The 14,492-nt window shown below is 72.4% G+C and carries 18 protein-coding genes; 7 read left to right on the top strand and 11 right to left on the bottom strand.

The window, feature by feature from the left end; translation table 11 throughout:
* Positions 1-2: 2 nt before the first annotated feature.
* Genes ABD333_RS05225 through ABD333_RS05215 form a run of 3 tightly spaced genes read left to right on the top strand, consistent with a single transcriptional unit; the run spans position 3 to position 2,838 of the window.
* Positions 3-746 (top strand): alpha/beta fold hydrolase, encoded by a 744-nt coding sequence (locus tag ABD333_RS05225; protein ID WP_344538142.1) that lies wholly within the window; start codon positions 3-5, stop codon positions 744-746.
* A 60-nt stretch (positions 747-806) separates the two neighbouring features.
* Entirely contained in the window at positions 807-2,402 is a 1,596-nt protein-coding gene (locus ABD333_RS05220; protein ID WP_344538140.1) for an ABC-F family ATP-binding cassette domain-containing protein, read from the top strand.
* A gap of 34 nt (positions 2,403-2,436) precedes the next feature.
* Entirely contained in the window at positions 2,437-2,838 is a 402-nt protein-coding gene (locus ABD333_RS05215; protein WP_344538138.1) for a PPOX class F420-dependent oxidoreductase, read from the top strand.
* Here ABD333_RS05215 and ABD333_RS05210 read toward each other — a convergent pair.
* From ABD333_RS05210 to ABD333_RS05165, 10 genes are all read right to left on the bottom strand, one after another.
* A complete protein-coding gene (locus tag ABD333_RS05210) occupies positions 2,819-3,676 on the bottom strand; it encodes an ATP-grasp domain-containing protein (protein ID WP_344538136.1) in 858 nt (285 codons plus the stop codon). The genes ABD333_RS05215 and ABD333_RS05210 overlap by 20 nt on opposite strands.
* 33 nt (positions 3,677-3,709) lie before the next feature.
* On the bottom strand, positions 3,710-4,480 hold the full coding sequence (hisF, locus tag ABD333_RS05205) for an imidazole glycerol phosphate synthase subunit HisF (protein ID WP_344538134.1): 771 nt from the start codon (positions 4,478-4,480) through the stop codon (positions 3,710-3,712).
* Between the two features lie 234 nt (positions 4,481-4,714).
* Positions 4,715-5,440: a bifunctional 1-(5-phosphoribosyl)-5-((5-phosphoribosylamino)methylideneamino)imidazole-4-carboxamide isomerase/phosphoribosylanthranilate isomerase PriA gene (gene priA / locus ABD333_RS05200; RefSeq protein WP_344538132.1), complete on the bottom strand. Its 726-nt coding sequence runs from the start codon at positions 5,438-5,440 to the stop codon at positions 4,715-4,717.
* Between the two features lie 25 nt (positions 5,441-5,465).
* Positions 5,466-5,804: a hypothetical protein gene (locus tag ABD333_RS05195; protein ID WP_344538130.1), complete on the bottom strand. Its 339-nt coding sequence runs from the start codon at positions 5,802-5,804 to the stop codon at positions 5,466-5,468.
* Positions 5,801-6,442: an imidazole glycerol phosphate synthase subunit HisH gene (gene hisH / locus ABD333_RS05190; RefSeq protein WP_344538128.1), complete on the bottom strand. Its 642-nt coding sequence runs from the start codon at positions 6,440-6,442 to the stop codon at positions 5,801-5,803. Before hisH ends, ABD333_RS05195 begins: the two co-directional genes overlap by 4 nt.
* Complete coding sequence (locus ABD333_RS05185) at positions 6,439-6,615, bottom strand: hypothetical protein (RefSeq protein ID WP_344538126.1); 177 nt, start codon at positions 6,613-6,615, stop codon at positions 6,439-6,441. Before ABD333_RS05185 ends, hisH begins: the two co-directional genes overlap by 4 nt.
* Entirely contained in the window at positions 6,612-7,205 is a 594-nt protein-coding gene (hisB, locus tag ABD333_RS05180; protein ID WP_344538125.1) for an imidazoleglycerol-phosphate dehydratase HisB, read from the bottom strand. The genes ABD333_RS05185 and hisB overlap by 4 nt, the downstream gene beginning before the upstream one ends.
* Positions 7,202-8,290: a histidinol-phosphate transaminase gene (locus ABD333_RS05175; RefSeq protein ID WP_344538123.1), complete on the bottom strand. Its 1,089-nt coding sequence runs from the start codon at positions 8,288-8,290 to the stop codon at positions 7,202-7,204. The genes hisB and ABD333_RS05175 overlap by 4 nt, the downstream gene beginning before the upstream one ends.
* Positions 8,287-9,612 (bottom strand): histidinol dehydrogenase, encoded by a 1,326-nt coding sequence (hisD, locus tag ABD333_RS05170; protein ID WP_344538121.1) that lies wholly within the window; start codon positions 9,610-9,612, stop codon positions 8,287-8,289. Before hisD ends, ABD333_RS05175 begins: the two co-directional genes overlap by 4 nt.
* A 72-nt stretch (positions 9,613-9,684) precedes the next feature.
* Positions 9,685-10,491, bottom strand: a complete 807-nt coding sequence (locus ABD333_RS05165; RefSeq protein WP_344538119.1) for a PhzF family phenazine biosynthesis protein — start codon at positions 10,489-10,491, stop codon at positions 9,685-9,687.
* A gap of 241 nt (positions 10,492-10,732) precedes the next feature.
* Between ABD333_RS05165 and ABD333_RS05160 the strand changes: the two genes are divergently transcribed.
* The gene (locus tag ABD333_RS05160; protein ID WP_344538118.1) at positions 10,733-11,395 is read left to right on the top strand and encodes an LON peptidase substrate-binding domain-containing protein; all 663 of its coding nucleotides are present in this window, start codon (positions 10,733-10,735) and stop codon (positions 11,393-11,395) included.
* A 240-nt stretch (positions 11,396-11,635) separates the two neighbouring features.
* Complete coding sequence (ybaK, locus tag ABD333_RS05155; RefSeq protein WP_344538117.1) at positions 11,636-12,151, top strand: Cys-tRNA(Pro) deacylase; 516 nt, start codon at positions 11,636-11,638, stop codon at positions 12,149-12,151.
* On the opposite strand, the gene ABD333_RS05150 is transcribed toward ybaK, so the two are convergent.
* Positions 12,035-12,637 (bottom strand): hypothetical protein, encoded by a 603-nt coding sequence (locus ABD333_RS05150; RefSeq protein ID WP_344538115.1) that lies wholly within the window; start codon positions 12,635-12,637, stop codon positions 12,035-12,037. The genes ybaK and ABD333_RS05150 overlap by 117 nt on opposite strands.
* Positions 12,638-12,794: 157 nt before the next feature.
* Here ABD333_RS05150 and ABD333_RS05145 point away from each other — a divergent pair, with 157 nt between their 5' ends.
* Both ABD333_RS05145 and ABD333_RS05140 read left to right on the top strand, forming a co-directional pair.
* A complete protein-coding gene (locus ABD333_RS05145; protein WP_344538114.1) occupies positions 12,795-13,493 on the top strand; it encodes a DUF6882 domain-containing protein in 699 nt (232 codons plus the stop codon).
* Positions 13,494-13,545: 52 nt separating this feature from the next.
* The gene (locus ABD333_RS05140) at positions 13,546-14,439 is read left to right on the top strand and encodes an LLM class flavin-dependent oxidoreductase (protein ID WP_344538113.1); all 894 of its coding nucleotides are present in this window, start codon (positions 13,546-13,548) and stop codon (positions 14,437-14,439) included.
* Positions 14,440-14,492 lie beyond the last annotated feature (53 nt).

Here is a 14,492-nt window from a genome sequence, read left to right as displayed (position 1 = left end):
CCGTGGACGACCTCCCGGTTCGCCGGTTCGAGGGCCATGACGGCGTGCGGCTCGCCTACCGGGAGATCGGCCGGGGCAAGCCGCTGGTGCTGCTGCACGGCTTCTGCTCCAGCGCCGTCGGCAACTGGGTGAGCGCGGGCCACGCCGCCAAGATCGCGGCACGCGGCCACCGCGTCATCATGCCCGACCACCGCGCCCACGGCGACAGCGCCAAGCCGCACGACCCCGCCGCCTACCCGCCCGACGTGCTCGCCGACGACTGCTTCGCGCTCATCGAGACGCTCGGGCTCACCGGCTACGATCTCGGCGGCTACTCGATCGGAGGCCGCATAGTCGTCCGGACGCTCGTGCGCGGCGCCGCTCCGGACCGGGCCGTCGTCGCCGGGATCGGCCTGGACCTCGCCCTGCGCCGCGCCGCGATCGACGACATCGCCCGTCCGGTCCTGGCCGGCCGCGGCCCGTTCGAGCCGGGCTCCCCGCACGGGCTGCTGGACGCGTTCCTCGACCAGGCCGGCGGTGACCGGGTGGCGCTGCTCAACGTGCTCGGCACGCTGGTCGACACCCCGCGCGAGGCGCTCGGGCGCATCGAGGTCCCGGCCCTCGTGCTGATCGGCGAGGACGACACGCAGACCGACGCCCGGGCGCTGGCGGAGGCGCTGCCGCGGGGCCGCCTGGCCATGATCCCCGGTGATCATGTGAGCCTCCCCGGGCTGGCCGGCGCGATCACCGACTTCCTTGATCCCTAGCGCCGGAAATCGAGATGCCCGCCGGAGGGCGTCCGCCTACGATCGGCCTCGGGGGAGGCCATGGCACACATCGACGTCAGCGGAGTGACGTTCGTCCTGCCGGACGGACGGCTGCTGCTCAACGAGGTGTCGTTCCGGGTCGGCGAGGGCGTCAAGGCGGCGCTGGTCGGCCCGAACGGCGCGGGCAAGACCACGCTGCTCCGCCTGATCTCCGGAGAGCTCGCGCCGGCCGGGGGCGGCGTCGCCTCGTCGGGCGGGCTGGGCGTGCTGCGGCAGTTCGTCGCGGGCGACCGGACGATCCGGGAACTGCTCCTCGCCGTCGCGCCCGAACGGGTCCGGACGGCCGCCGAGGCACTGGACCGGGCGGAGAGCGCGCTGGGCGAGGACGAGGCGAGCCAGCTCGCGTACGCGCAGGCCATCACCGACTTCACCGACGCGGGCGGCTACGAGCTCGAAGTCGTCTGGGACGCGTGCGCCACCTCGGCGCTTGGCCTTCCGTACGACTCCGTACGCGACCGCAAGGCGGGCACCCTGTCGGGCGGCGAGCAGAAGCGGCTGATGCTGGAGGCGCTGCTGCGCGGGCCCGACCAGGTGCTCCTCCTGGACGAACCGGACAACTACCTGGACGTGCCGGGCAAGGAGTGGCTGGAAGAGCAGCTCAGGGCCACGTCCAAGACCGTCCTGCTCGTCTCGCACGACCGCTGGCTGCTCGCCAACGCCGCCGACCGCATCATCACGGTGGAGGATCGCACGGTCTGGGTGCACGGCGGCGGCTTCGCCACTTACGCGCAGGCCAGGCAGGACCGCGCCGACCGCCTCGACGAGCTGCGGCGCCGGTGGGACGAGGAGCACGCGAAGCTCAAACGGCTCGTGAGCTCGCTGCGGCAGAAGGCGAGCACCAACGACGCGCTCGCGTCCGCCTACAACGCCGCGGTGACCCGGCTGAAGCGCTTCGAGGAGGCCGGGCCGCCGGAGTCACCGCCCAGGGAGCAGAACATCCGGATGCGGTTGCGCGGAGGCCGCACCGGCAAGCGCGCCGTGATCTGCGAGCGGCTGGAGCTGACCGGGCTGATGCGGCCGTTCGACCTGGAGGTCTGGTACGGCGAGCGCGTCGCGGTGCTGGGCTCCAACGGCTCGGGCAAGTCGCAGTTCCTCAAGCTCCTCGCCGGGCAGGCCGTCGCGCACACCGGCGTCGCCCGGCTCGGCGCCCGGGTCGTCGCCGGCCACTTCGTCCAGACGCACACCCGTCCGGACCTGCACGGCCGTACGCCCGACGAGATCATCATGACCGAGAACGCGCTGACCCTCAACGAGGCCATGCGCGCCCTCGCGCGCTACGAGCTCGCCCCCACCCGCCGCCAGCCGTTCGAGAGCCTCTCCGGCGGCCAGCAGGCGCGGCTGCAGATCCTGCTGCTGGAGCTGTCGGGCTGCACGCTGCTGCTCCTGGACGAGCCGACCGACAACCTCGACCTGGCCAGCGCCGAGGCGCTCCAGGAGGGCCTGAACGGCTTCGCCGGGACCGTCCTGGCCGTGACGCACGACCGCTGGTTCGCCGCCGACTTCGACCGCTACCTGGTCTTCCGCGGGGACGGCCGGGTGCACGAGTCCGCCGAGCCCAGCTGGCACGAACCTCGCGTCGACCGCCCCCGCGCTTGACCTCGATCGCGGTTGAGGAAACACGATGAGGCGCATGAGCCTGACAGAGAACGAACGCGCCTACCTGAAGAGCCAGCCGCTGGCACGCCTCGCGACCGTGGGCCCCAAGGGCGACCCGCAGAACAACCCCGTCGGTGTCAGCTACAACGCCGAGACGGGGACCATCGACATCTACGGCTACAACCTGGGAAAGAGCCGCAAGTTCCGCAACGTCCAGGGCAACGACCAGGTCGCGCTGGTCGTGGACGACCTGGTCTCGACCGATCCCTGGACCGTGCGGGGCATCGAGATCCGCGGCCGGGCCGAGGCGCTCAGCGGCATCACGCCGCCGAACGCCTACGCCGGCGGCGAGGTCATCCGCATCCATCCGCGCACGGTGTTCTCGTGGGGCGTCGAACCCGGCACCGAGGGCATGCTCAGGCGGACGGTCGGCTGACCCGCCGCGCGATCGCGCGGGCGAACCGGGCGGCCGAGCCGGGCGCCTGCCCGAGGAAGAGCGCGGGCTCGGTCAGTTCCAGCTCCAGGACGACCGGCGTGCCGTCCGCGCCGGGAACGAGGTCCACGCGGGCGTAGAGCAGGTCACCGGGAACGGCGGCGAGCGCCCGGGCGGCGACGGCGAGCTGCTCGGGCGTCGCCTCGGCGGCGCCGATCTCGCCGCCGTGCGGGGCGTCCAGCAGCCCGGCGCCGGCCTTGAGGATCGGCGCCTTGCGGGCGGCATGGCTGAACTCGCGCTCGCAGAACAGCAGCGCGGTCTCGCCCTCGGTGTCGATCGCCGACAGGTAGGGCTGGATCATGACGGTGCGGCCGGCCTCGCGCAGGGTCCGCAGATGGGCCCGCGCCTTGCCCTCCTCGCCCGCGCGCCAGCGGGCGGTGTCGCGCGATCCCGCCGACACGGCCGGCTTGATGACGTACTCGGGCCAGTCGGCGGGGACGTCGCCGGAGTCCCAGCGCGTGGGCACGACCGGGACGCCGGCCTCGTCGAGATCCCGGAGATAGCGCTTGTCGGTGTTCCAGCGCAGCACCTCGGCGGGATTGGCCAGGCGCGGGACGCGGGCGGCCCAGGTCAGGAACTCGTCAAGGCGGACGGTGTAGTCCCAGGTCGAGCGGACGACGACGAGAGCGTAGGAGTCCCAGTCGGCGTCCGGGTCGTCCCAGCTCACCGCCTCGGCACCGAGGCCCTCGGCGGTGAGCGCCGCTGACAGCTCCTGGTCGTCGTCGTTGCCGCCGGGCATGCCGGAGAAGGTCGCGAGGGCGACCCTGGGGGACGGAGTCATGCGGTGAGACCTCGGGGGGAGAGAAGGAGTCGTTCAGCGTACGGGGTGTCCGGACGCGCGCAGCGTGTCCTTGACCTCGGAGATCTTCAGGTCGCCGAAATGGAAGACGCTCGCGGCCAGCACCGCGTCCGCGCCGGCGTCGACGGCGGGGGCGAAGTGCTCCAGCGCGCCCGCGCCGCCGCTGGCGATCACGGGCACGGAGACGGCCGCCCGGACCCGGCGCAGCATCTCCAGGTCGAACCCGTTCTTGGTGCCGTCGGCGTCCATCGAGTTGAGGAGGATCTCCCCGACGCCGAGCTCCTGGCCGCGGCGGGCCCATTCGATGGCGTCGATGCCGGTGCCCTTGCGGCCGCCGTGCGTCGTCACCTCGTAGCCCGACTCGGTATGGATGCCCTCGGTCACGCGGCGGGCGTCGACCGACAGCACGATGCACTGGGAGCCGAAGCGGTGCGCGGCCTCCCGCAGGAACTCCGGGCGCGCGATCGCGGCCGTGTTGACCGACACCTTGTCGGCCCCGGCGCGCAGCAGCCTGTCGACGTCGTCCACGGCGCGGATGCCGCCGCCGACCGTGAGCGGGATGAACACCTGCTCGGCGGTGCGGCGCACCACGTCGTAGGTGGTCTCGCGGTCGCCGCTGGAGGCGGTGATGTCGAGGAACGTGAGCTCGTCGGCGCCCTCGGCGTCATAGCGGCGCGCCAGCTCCACCGGGTCGCCGGCGTCGCGCAGGTTCTGGAAGTTGACGCCCTTGACGACCCGCCCGGCGTCCACGTCCAGGCACGGGATCACGCGTACGGCGACGGTCATGGGGCCTCCTGGCCTGGACTGAGGAACGCAGGGAGCGCAGCGACCGGAGTGACGAGGGAAGGCCAGGAGAACAAAGCCCCATGACCCGCCGCGCGCCAGCGCGGCAATGAACACGTCATGGGGCCTCCTGGCCTGGACTGAGGAACGCAGGGAGCGCAGCGACCGCAGTGACGAGGGAAGGCCAGGAGAACAAAGCCCCGTGACCCGCCGCGCGCCAGCGCGGCAATGAACACGTCATTTGACGGCCTCTAGGGCCTCTTCGAGGGTGAAGGCCTGGGCGTAGAGGGCCTTGCCGACGATGGCGCCCTCCACCCCGGCCGGCACCAGCGTCGCGAGCTCGCGCAGGTCGTCGAGCGAGGAGACGCCGCCGGAGGCGATGACCGGCTTGTCGGTGCGCCCGCACACCTCGCGGAGCAGCTCGGTGTTGGGGCCGCGCAGCGTGCCGTCCTTGGTCACGTCGGTGACGACGTAGCGCGGGCAGCCGTCCTCCTCCAGCCGGGCGAGCACCTCCCAGAGGTCGCCGCCCTCGCGCGTCCAGCCGCGGGCGGCCAGCGTCGTGCCGCGCACGTCCAGCCCGACCGCGATCTTGTCGCCGAACTCGGAGATGATCTTGCGGCACCACTCCGGGTTCTCCAGCGCGGCGGTGCCGATGTTGACCCGGGTGCAGCCGGTCGCCAGCGCCGCCTCCAGTGAGGCGTCGTCGCGGATGCCGCCCGACAGCTCCACCTTGACGTCCAGCCGTCCGGTGACCTCGGCGAGCAGCTCGCGGTTGGAGCCGCGCCCGAACGCGGCGTCCAGGTCGACCAGATGAATCCACTCCGCTCCCGCGTTCTGCCAGGCCAGCGCGGCGTCGAGCGGCGCCCCGTAGGAGGTCTCGGTGCCGGCCTCGCCCTGCACCAGGCGGACGGCCCGGCCGTCGGCGACGTCGACCGCGGGAAGGAGTTCGAGAGTCATGGGCAAACCTTATCTACGCAGTTGACCGGCGTTATCGGCGGCGATCGAAGACGAGGGTCACGAAGACCGGGACGAGGAAGACCGACAGAGCGAGGAGGGCGAGCCGGGCGCCCCAGGTGGCCAGCACGAGCCAGCCGACGACCTGGACCGCCGCGAAGACGCCGAGGACGACCCGGTTCTGGATCCGGCGCTTGCGGGCGAGCACACCGCCCGGGCGCCGGTGGCGGACCGGGGCGGGGAGCAGGGCCATGAGCCGCTTGCGGCGGTCGCGGCGCCTGGCCCGCCTGGCCTGCCGTTCGGCGTGCTCGGCGGCGGCCTTGGCCGCCGCGGCCTCGCGTTCGGCCCTCCGCTTGGCCCGTTCCTTGCTCACCCGACCGTGGAGAGCCAGTTCTTCAGGAGCTCGGCTCCCGCGTCCCCGGACTTCTCCGGGTGGAACTGGGTCGCGCAGAGCGCCCCGTTCTCCACCGCCGCCACGAACCGGTCGCCGTGCTCCGCCCAGGTGACGAGCGGCGGCTTCAGGTGGCCCATCGGGTCGGGCTGCAGTTCCCAGCGGCGGACGCCGTAGGAGTGCACGAAGTAGAAGCGCGTGCCGGCGTCCAGGCCGCGGAACAGCACGGTGTCGTCCGGCGCGTCCACCGTGTTCCAGCCCATGTGGGGCACGACGGGCGCTTCGAGGCGTTCCACCGTGCCGGGCCACTCCGCGCAGCCCTCGGTGGTCACGCCGTGCTCGACGCCCTTGGCGAAGAGGATCTGCATGCCGACGCAGATGCCGAGGACCGGGCGCCCGCCGGCGAGACGGCGGCCGATGATCTGCTCGCCCCGCACCGACCGCAGCCCGGTCATGCAGGCGGAGAACGCGCCCACGCCCGGCACGATGAGGCCGTCGGCCTCAAGGGCGGCGTCCCGGTCGGGCGTCACGGTGACGTCCACGCCGAGCCGGGCGACGGCGCGCTCGGCCGAGCGCAGGTTGCCCGACCCGTAGTCCAGGATGACGATCTTCTTGCTCACAACCACATCACTCCCCCGGCCGCCGCCAGCGCGGCCAGCGCCAGGACGATCAAAGCGGCGATCTTGAGCCCCTGCTTGATGAAGCTGATGACGCCCATCAGCAGGAAGACCGCGAGGCCGAAGAGCAGGACGTTGACGTACGTGAAGCCCAGGCCGCCGGTCTCCACGGTCACAGGGCCCCCTTGGTGGACGGGATGCCGTGCACCTTGGGGTCGAACGCCACGGCGTCGCGCAGCGCCCGGGCCAGCGCCTTGAACTGGCACTCCACGATGTGGTGCGCGTTGCGGCCGTACGGGACGTGGACGTGCAGGCAGATCTGCGCGTTGGCCACGAACGACTCGAAGATGTGCCGGGTCATCGTGGTGTCGTACTCCGGACCGATCATCGGGGCCATGCTCTCGGGCTCGGAGTGCACCAGATAGGGGCGGCCCGCGATGTCCACGGTCACCTGCGCGAGCGACTCGTCCAGCGGCACCGAGGCATTGGCGAAGCGGCGGATGCCCACCTTGTCGCCGAGCGCCTGCCGGAACGCCTGGCCGAGCGCGATCGCGGTGTCCTCGATCGTGTGGTGGCTGTCGATGTAGAGGTCGCCGGTGGTCTTCACGGTCAGGTCGAACGACCCGTGCTTGCCGAGCTGGGCCAGCATGTGGTCGTAGAAGCCGACGCCGGTGGCGACGTCGACCTCACCGGTCCCGTCCAGGTCGATCTCGACGACGACCTCGGTCTCCTTGGTCCCCCGCTGCACACGGCCCTTGCGGCTCACAGACTCTCCTTCAAAGCGGTTCGGAAGGCCGCCATCTCCCCGGGCGTGCCGACGCTCACGCGCAGCCACTCCGGCGGTCCCACCTCGCGGATCAGCACGCCCCGGTCGAGCATCGACCGCCAGACCCCCCGCCGGTCCGCGAACCGGCCGAACAGGACGAAGTTGGCATCGGAATCGGCCACGGTGAGGCCCTGCGCCCGCAGCCACGCGACCAGGTCGTCGCGTTCGCGGCGCAGCACGTCGACCGAGCCGAGCAGCTCGGCCTCGTGCGCCACGGCGGTGCGCGCCACGGCCTGCGTGACGGCCGACAGGTGGTACGGCAGCCGGACCAGCAGCAGCGCGTCGATCACGGCCGGGTCGGCGGCCAGGTAGCCGAGGCGGGTGCCCGCCATGGCGAACGCCTTGGACATGGTCCGGGTGACGATCAGCCGGGGGTTGCCGGGCAGCAACGTCAGTGCCGACGGTGTCCCTTCCCGGCGGAACTCGGCGTATGCCTCGTCCACCACGACCATGCCGGGCGCCGCGGCGAGCACCGCCTCGATGGCCTCCAGCGGCAGTGCCGTGCCGGTCGGGTTGTTGGGCGAGGTCAGGAACACCACGTCGGGCCGGTGCTCGGCGACCGCCGCGACGGCGCGTTCGGGGGCCAGGCCGAAGTCCTCGTCCCGGTGGGCGTCGATCCAGCGCGTGCCGGACACGCCCGTGATGATCGGGTGCATCGAGTACGAGGGTTCGAAGCCCAGCGCCGTGCGGCCCGGGCCGCCGAACGCCTGCAGGATCTGCTGGATGATCTCGTTGGACCCGTTGGCCGCCCAGACCTGGCGGCCGGTGAGCCCCGCGCCCGGGGTGTCCCGGTTGAGGAACGCGGCGAGATCGTCGCGCAGCGCCACGGCGTCGCGGTCGGGGTAGCGGTTGAGCGAACCGGCGACGTCCATGACGGCCTCGCCGACGGCCTTCACCAGGGCCTCGGAGGGCGGGTAGGGGTTCTCGTTGGTGTTGAGCGCGTACGGGACGTCGAGCTGGGGTGCCCCGTACGGCTCCCGGCCCCTCAGATCGTCGCGGATCGGGAGATCGTTCAATGAGGTCACGGGCGCGGACCCTCCCGCCCCGGGATCTCCCAGCCGAAACGCGCCTTGAGCGCGGCGCCGTGCGCGGGCAGGTCCTCGGCCTCGGCGAGCGCGACCACCCGGGCCGTCGCCTCGGCGAGGGCGGGCTCGTCGTACTCGACGACGTGGATGCCGCGCAGGAACGACTGCACCGACAACCCCGACGAGTGGCAGGCACAGCCGCCGGTGGGCAGCACGTGGTTGGACCCGGCCAGATAGTCGCCGAGCGACACCGGGGCGTGCGCGCCGATGAAGACCGCACCGGCGTTGCGCACCCGGGCGGCGACCGCGCGGGCGCCGGCGGTCTGGATCTCCAGGTGCTCGGCCGCGTACGCGTCGACGATCATGAGCCCGGCGTCCAGGTCGTCGACCAGGACGATCCCGGACTGCCGGCCGGCCAGCGCCTCGGTGATCCGCTCGGTGTGCTTGGTACGGGCCACCTGGGCGGCCAGCTCGGTCTCGACCGCGGCGGCCAGCTCGGCGGAGTCGGTGACCAGCACGGCGGCGGCCAGCGTGTCGTGCTCGGCCTGGCTGATCAGGTCGGCGGCGACGTGCACCGGGTCGGCGGTGGCGTCGGCGAGGATGGCGATCTCGGTCGGACCGGCCTCGGAGTCGATGCCGATCACGCCCTTGAGCAGCCGCTTGGCCGCCGCCACCCAGATGTTGCCGGGTCCGGTGACCAGGTCGGCGCGCGGGCACTCCTCGGTGCCGTAGGCGAACATCGCGATCGCCTGCGCGCCACCCGCCGCGTACACCTCGTCCACGCCCAAAAGCGCGCAGGCCGCGAGGATCGTCGGGTGCGGCAGGCCCCCGAACTCCCGCTGCGGAGGCGACGTCACCGCGAGCGACCGCACCCCGGCCTCCTGCGCCGGGACGACGTTCATGACCACGCTGGACGGGTAGACGGCCCGTCCGCCCGGCACGTACAGGCCCACCCGGTCGACCGGCACCCAGCGCTCGCTCACGGTGCCGCCCCGGACGACCTGGGTGGTGGTGTCGGTGCGGCGCTGATCGCGGTGGACGATCCGGGTGCGGCGGATGGCCTCTTCGAGCGCGTCGCGCACGGCCGGGTCGAGGGCGGCGAGAGCCTCGCCGATCTTGGCGACCGGGACACGGGTGCTCGCGAGCTCCACGCCGTCGAAGGCCCTGGTGTGTTCCCGGACCGCCTCGGCTCCCCTATGGCGCACGTCCTCGCAGATCGGCCGCACCTTCTCCAGGGCGGCCTCGACGTCGAGCTCGGCGCGGGGCAGCACGGAGCGCGGGTCCTCGGGGAGTGACCCGCGCAGGTCAATACGGGAAATCACCCGTCCAGTCTACGGAGTGCTCCCTGTCCCCGGCGCAATGTCTCACTGGCCGAGACGTCGGCCGTGGCCGGGTCAGGCCTTGAAGTCCCCGTCGAGGACCGTCACCGCGCGGCCGCTGAGCTCGACCCGGTCGCCGCGCAGGGTGACACCGACCCGCCCGCCGCGCTCGGACACCTGGTAGCCGACGAGCCTGTCCCGGCCGAGCCGCTCTCCCCAGTACGGGCCCAGAGCGCAGTGGGCGGAGCCCGTCGCCGGGTCCTCGCCGTCGCCGAGCAGGACCCCTGCCCCGAAGAACCGGGACACGAAGGCGTACTCGCGGCCCGGGTCGGCGGTGGCCGTGACGATCACCCCGCGGGCGTCCATCCGGCCGAGCGCCGCGACGTCCGGGGACAGCTTGCGTACCGCCTCCTCGTCGGCGACCAGCACGAACAGGTCGTTCTGCGAGTTGCGGCCGACCCAGAAGGGCGTCGTGCCGAGCACCTCGCCGAGATCGTCCGGCGCCTCGGTCTCGGCGGGCGGGCACGCGGGAAAGTCCATCAGCAGGCCGCCGTCCGGCGACCGGGTCACCGTCAGCACGCCCGAACGGAGCGTCTGGAAACGGATCGGCCCATCGGCCACGCCCGTCTCGTACAGCGCGTGGGCACTCGCGAGCGTGGCGTGGCCGCAGAGGGCGACCTCGACCACCGGGGTGAACCAGCGCAGTTCGAAGTCGGCGTCCGGGGCCTGGATCGGGCGGACGAACGCGGTCTCGGAGTGCTTCATCTCGGCCGCGACCCGCTGCATCCATTCCGCGTCCGCGGCGTGGTCGAGCAGGCAGACCCCGGCGGGGTTCCCGGCGAACGGGCGGTCGGTGAACGAGTCGACGACGAGCATTCTCATACTTCGACGCTAACGGGCGCCGTTCGCCGGGTGAACGGCCAATCCATCCGGATTGGCCTGAATACACGACCTGACCCGGGATGACCAGGCGCCATGCTCCGTTCGGGCCATTCACCTACGGTGCCGAGACGGGCACTTCAGACTGTGATAAATCCGGCATACAACGACCGTAGGACCCGGAATAGTCTGGCCCGGTGGGTGAATCCCCCAGGGCCGCCCCGAAATCGATGTGGGGGAGACCGTGACCGAACGGCTTCCGTTGTTCCCTCTGGGCACCGTGCTCTTCCCCGGACTCGTGCTGCCCCTGCACCTGTTCGAGGACCGCTACCGCCTGCTCGTGCGCGACCTGCTCGAACGGCCCGAGCCGCGGTACTTCGGGATCGTCGGCATCGAACTGGGCCACGAGGTGGGCGAGGACGCCGCACGCCGGCTGGCCGGGGTCGGCTGCGCCGCCGAACTGCACACGGTGACGCCGCACGAGGACGGCCGCTTCGACATCGTGACGGTCGGCAGCCGGAGATTCAAGATCAAGGAGCTCGACCGCTCCCACCCCTACCTGCGCGGCGACGTGGAGTTCCTCCCCGAAGAAGCAGGCGCCGACCCCGGGCCGATCGCCCACCGCGTCCGCCTGCTGTTCCAGCTCTACCGGCGCCGCCTGGCCAACGCGGGCGCCGAGGTGGCCGAGCCCCTCGACCTGCCCACCGACCCCGTGCGCCTCTCGTACGTGATCGCCGCCGCCGTGGTGCTGGACGGCCACGAGAAACAGCGCCTCCTCCAGGCCGAGGACGCCTCGACCCGCCTCCACCTGGAACGTGATCTCCTCCACCGCGAGAACCGCCTGCTCGACGCCCTCCCCACGGTCCCCGCAGGCCAGTTCCTAGACGGCTCCTTCACCCCGAACTGACCCGGGTGCTGCCCGCGCCCTAGCGGGCGCGGGCAGCACCCTCGTAAAAATCGGTGCCGCGGGCGAAAGGAGCCAGCGCGGCGATCATCGCGGGCATCCACAGTACGCGGCAGGTGCACGCGCAGCGCGGCGATCGCCGCAGGCATCCGGGGCGCGCGATAGATCCACGAGTCGGCGCAGGCGCGGCTGGTGATCTGGGGCGGGGTGCCGGGGGGTGATCATGTTGGGCACACTGGGGGGATGAGCTCCGCGAAGGCCAAGGGTGCGAGCAAGAGCGGCGGCAAGGGCACGCCGGCGACGGTGGCGGCGACCAAGGCGAAGGTCGAGTTCAGCCTGCACACGTACGAGGTGGACCCCGGCACCGAGGTCTCGTACGGGGAGGCGGCCGCGGACGCGCTGGGGGTCGCGCGGGAGCGGCTGTTCAAGACCCTCGTGGCCGAGGTCGACGGCAGGCTCACCGTCGGCGTGGTCCCGGTGTCGGCCACCCTGGATCTGAAGGCGCTCGCCGCGGCGGCCGGGGGCAAGAAGGCCCGGCTGGCCGACGCGCAGGACGCCGAACGCGCCACCGGCTACGTCGTCGGCGGGATCAGTCCGCTGGGGCAGCGCAAGCGGCTGCCGACCGTGCTCGACGAGACGGTGTCAGGGTTCGCGACGGTCTACGTCTCCGCCGGGCGACGCGGTCTGCAGATCGAGCTCGCCCCGGCCGATCTCGTCCGGCTCACCGGCGGCGGCCTGGCGGCGATCGCCCGGGGGTAGGCGCCGCACGAGCAGTTCCAGGACGCCGTACGTCCCGACGGCCAGGATCGGCCAGAAGGTCACCACGCCGGTGGCGCGGAGCCGGGCGACGCCCTCGACGACCGTGCCGTCCTTGGCCCCGCGCACCGCGTTCTCGTAGCCGGTCAGGCCGATCTGCTGGCCGGTCTTCCAGGCGAGGAAGGCCGCGGCGATGCCGCCCGCGGCGAGGCCCAGCACGAGCGCGATGTCGTTGTCGCGGCCACCGGCCAGGTAGGCGAGGGCACCGCAGCCGATTCCGGCCAGCACGACGATCAGCGCGAACCGGCCGTCCATGCCGACCGGCCCCTGACCCTCGGCGTCGGCGAGCAGCGGTTTGCCCTGAACGACGATGTAGTCGACCCGGGGGACGATCTTCGCCCAGAGCAGCCCGGCGAGCGGTCCGAGGAGCGTGACCACGACGGTCGTGACCGTCCAGGTACGCAAGGCCTTCCCGGTCGGTCCCCGCACCTCGTACGCTCCTAGGTGAACACAGTCGCCACTCGCCCTCTGACAGCGAAAGCCTAACGTCCTTCTCTCAGCACCCCGTCCGGCCACCCTCGCACTTCGTGCGGCTGAACTGATTCTCGCCCGCGCACCACTCATTCCCTGGGATAATGTCCCCGATATGTCCGGATTCAGTCCAGCGTTCGAACGCCTCGGCGCCGCCCTCGCCGCGGTCGTCCTGCAGCAGCAGGAGACCCTCGCGGAGTTCCTGCCGCGCGAGGACTGGAGCGCTGACCTGACCGCGCGCACCTACTCCAGCGGCGGCGTCACCGTCCGGGTGTCGCTGCTCGGCAGCTACGCCGCCCGGGAGCGCACCTGGCTGTGGGGGTGGGCCAACCCGCAGTTCGGCGCCGATCATCCGGCGGTGGCCCCCACGTTGAGCATCCGCGTGCTCGGCGAACGCCTCGGCATCCCGGAGTTCACCACGCCCGAGGTCGACCTCAGCTGGTACGAGGGGCCCGCGGGTCACGGCGGCGAGCTGATCGCGATGGCGGCCGGCGGCGTCCTCGGCGGTGGCGGCTACATCGGCGCGGGCTACGACGGCGGCTCCGCCTACCTGCACGTGGACGACCCGCAGGCGCCGCCCGCCGGCTGGGACCCCGTTCCGGTGCCCCGGCTGGTCTCCAACGCCGTCAGCCTCTTTCCCCGCGAACCCCGGCTGACGCTCGCCCGGCTGCTGAGCCACCACACGATCCCCTACCGCGAGACCGACGGGCGCACCGAGGTGCTGCTGCCCGGCGGCGGCCGGGCCCACGCCCAGTTCGACGGGCTGGGGCGCCTGGTCCACTGGGACGCCGAGCTCAGCCCCGCGAGTCTCTGACCAGTAGACCTACGGATTCACCCCCGTACATGTGATCGCTAGCGTGTGCCGCATGAACCTTCGTTTCGGCATCCAGCTGGCCCCCGACACCGCCGCGCTCGGCGACCTGCGCGCCCTCGCCCGCCTGGCCGACAGCGAGGGCCTCGACCTCCTCGGCGTCCAGGACCACCCGTACGCCCCTCAGCAGGTCGACACGTTCGCCGTCATCGCCACCGTCCTCGCTGAGACCACCACGCTGCGCGTCTTCCCGGACGTCGCCAGCCTCCCGCTGCGCGGCCCCGCCATGCTCGGCAAGCAGGCCGCCACCCTCGACCTGCTCAGCGGCGGCCGGTTCGAGCTGGCGCTCGGCGCCGGCGCCTACTGGCCCGCCATCGCCGCGATGGGCGGCCCGAGCCGCACCAACCCGGAGGCCCTCAAGGCGCTGGAGGAGGCCACCGAGATCATCCGCGCCATGTGGCGCCCGGACGGCCGCGTCAAGGTCCACGGCGACCACTACACCGTCGACGGCGTCAAGCCCGGCCCGGCGCCCGCCCATCCGATCGGCATCTGGTTCGGCAGCGTCGGGCCGCGTGCCAACGCGCTGACCGGCCGCATCGCCGACGGCTGGGCCGCCCCGATCCCGCACTACCTCCCGTACGAGAAGTGGCGCGAGGCCCAGGACATCATCTCCACCGCCGCCACCGAGGCCGGACGCGATCCGGCCGCCATCACCCGCATGGCCCAGCTGGTCGGGGACATCACCGATTCCCCCGCCCCGGTCACGCTCGAAGGCGAGATCCCCATCCGCACCGACGCCGCCGGCTGGGCCCGCGTCCTGGCCGACCTCGCCACCGGCACCGGCTTCGACACCTTCGTCTACTGGCCCGAGAACCCGGGCGAGACCCAGCTCCGCCGCTGGGCCGCCGAGGTCGTTCCGGCCACCCGCGCCCTCCTCGGGGTCGGCTGAACGCGCCGCCGCGCCGTTCTTGATCCACTAGATTCGGGGCGAACCGGCTCGAA

This window comes from Actinomadura fulvescens, assembly GCF_039533225.1.
In the GTDB taxonomy this organism is placed as follows: domain Bacteria; phylum Actinomycetota; class Actinomycetes; order Streptosporangiales; family Streptosporangiaceae; genus Spirillospora; species Spirillospora fulvescens.
The sequence above is the reverse complement of the archived record's forward strand: the minus strand, read 5'-3'. Positions and strand labels throughout refer to the sequence as shown.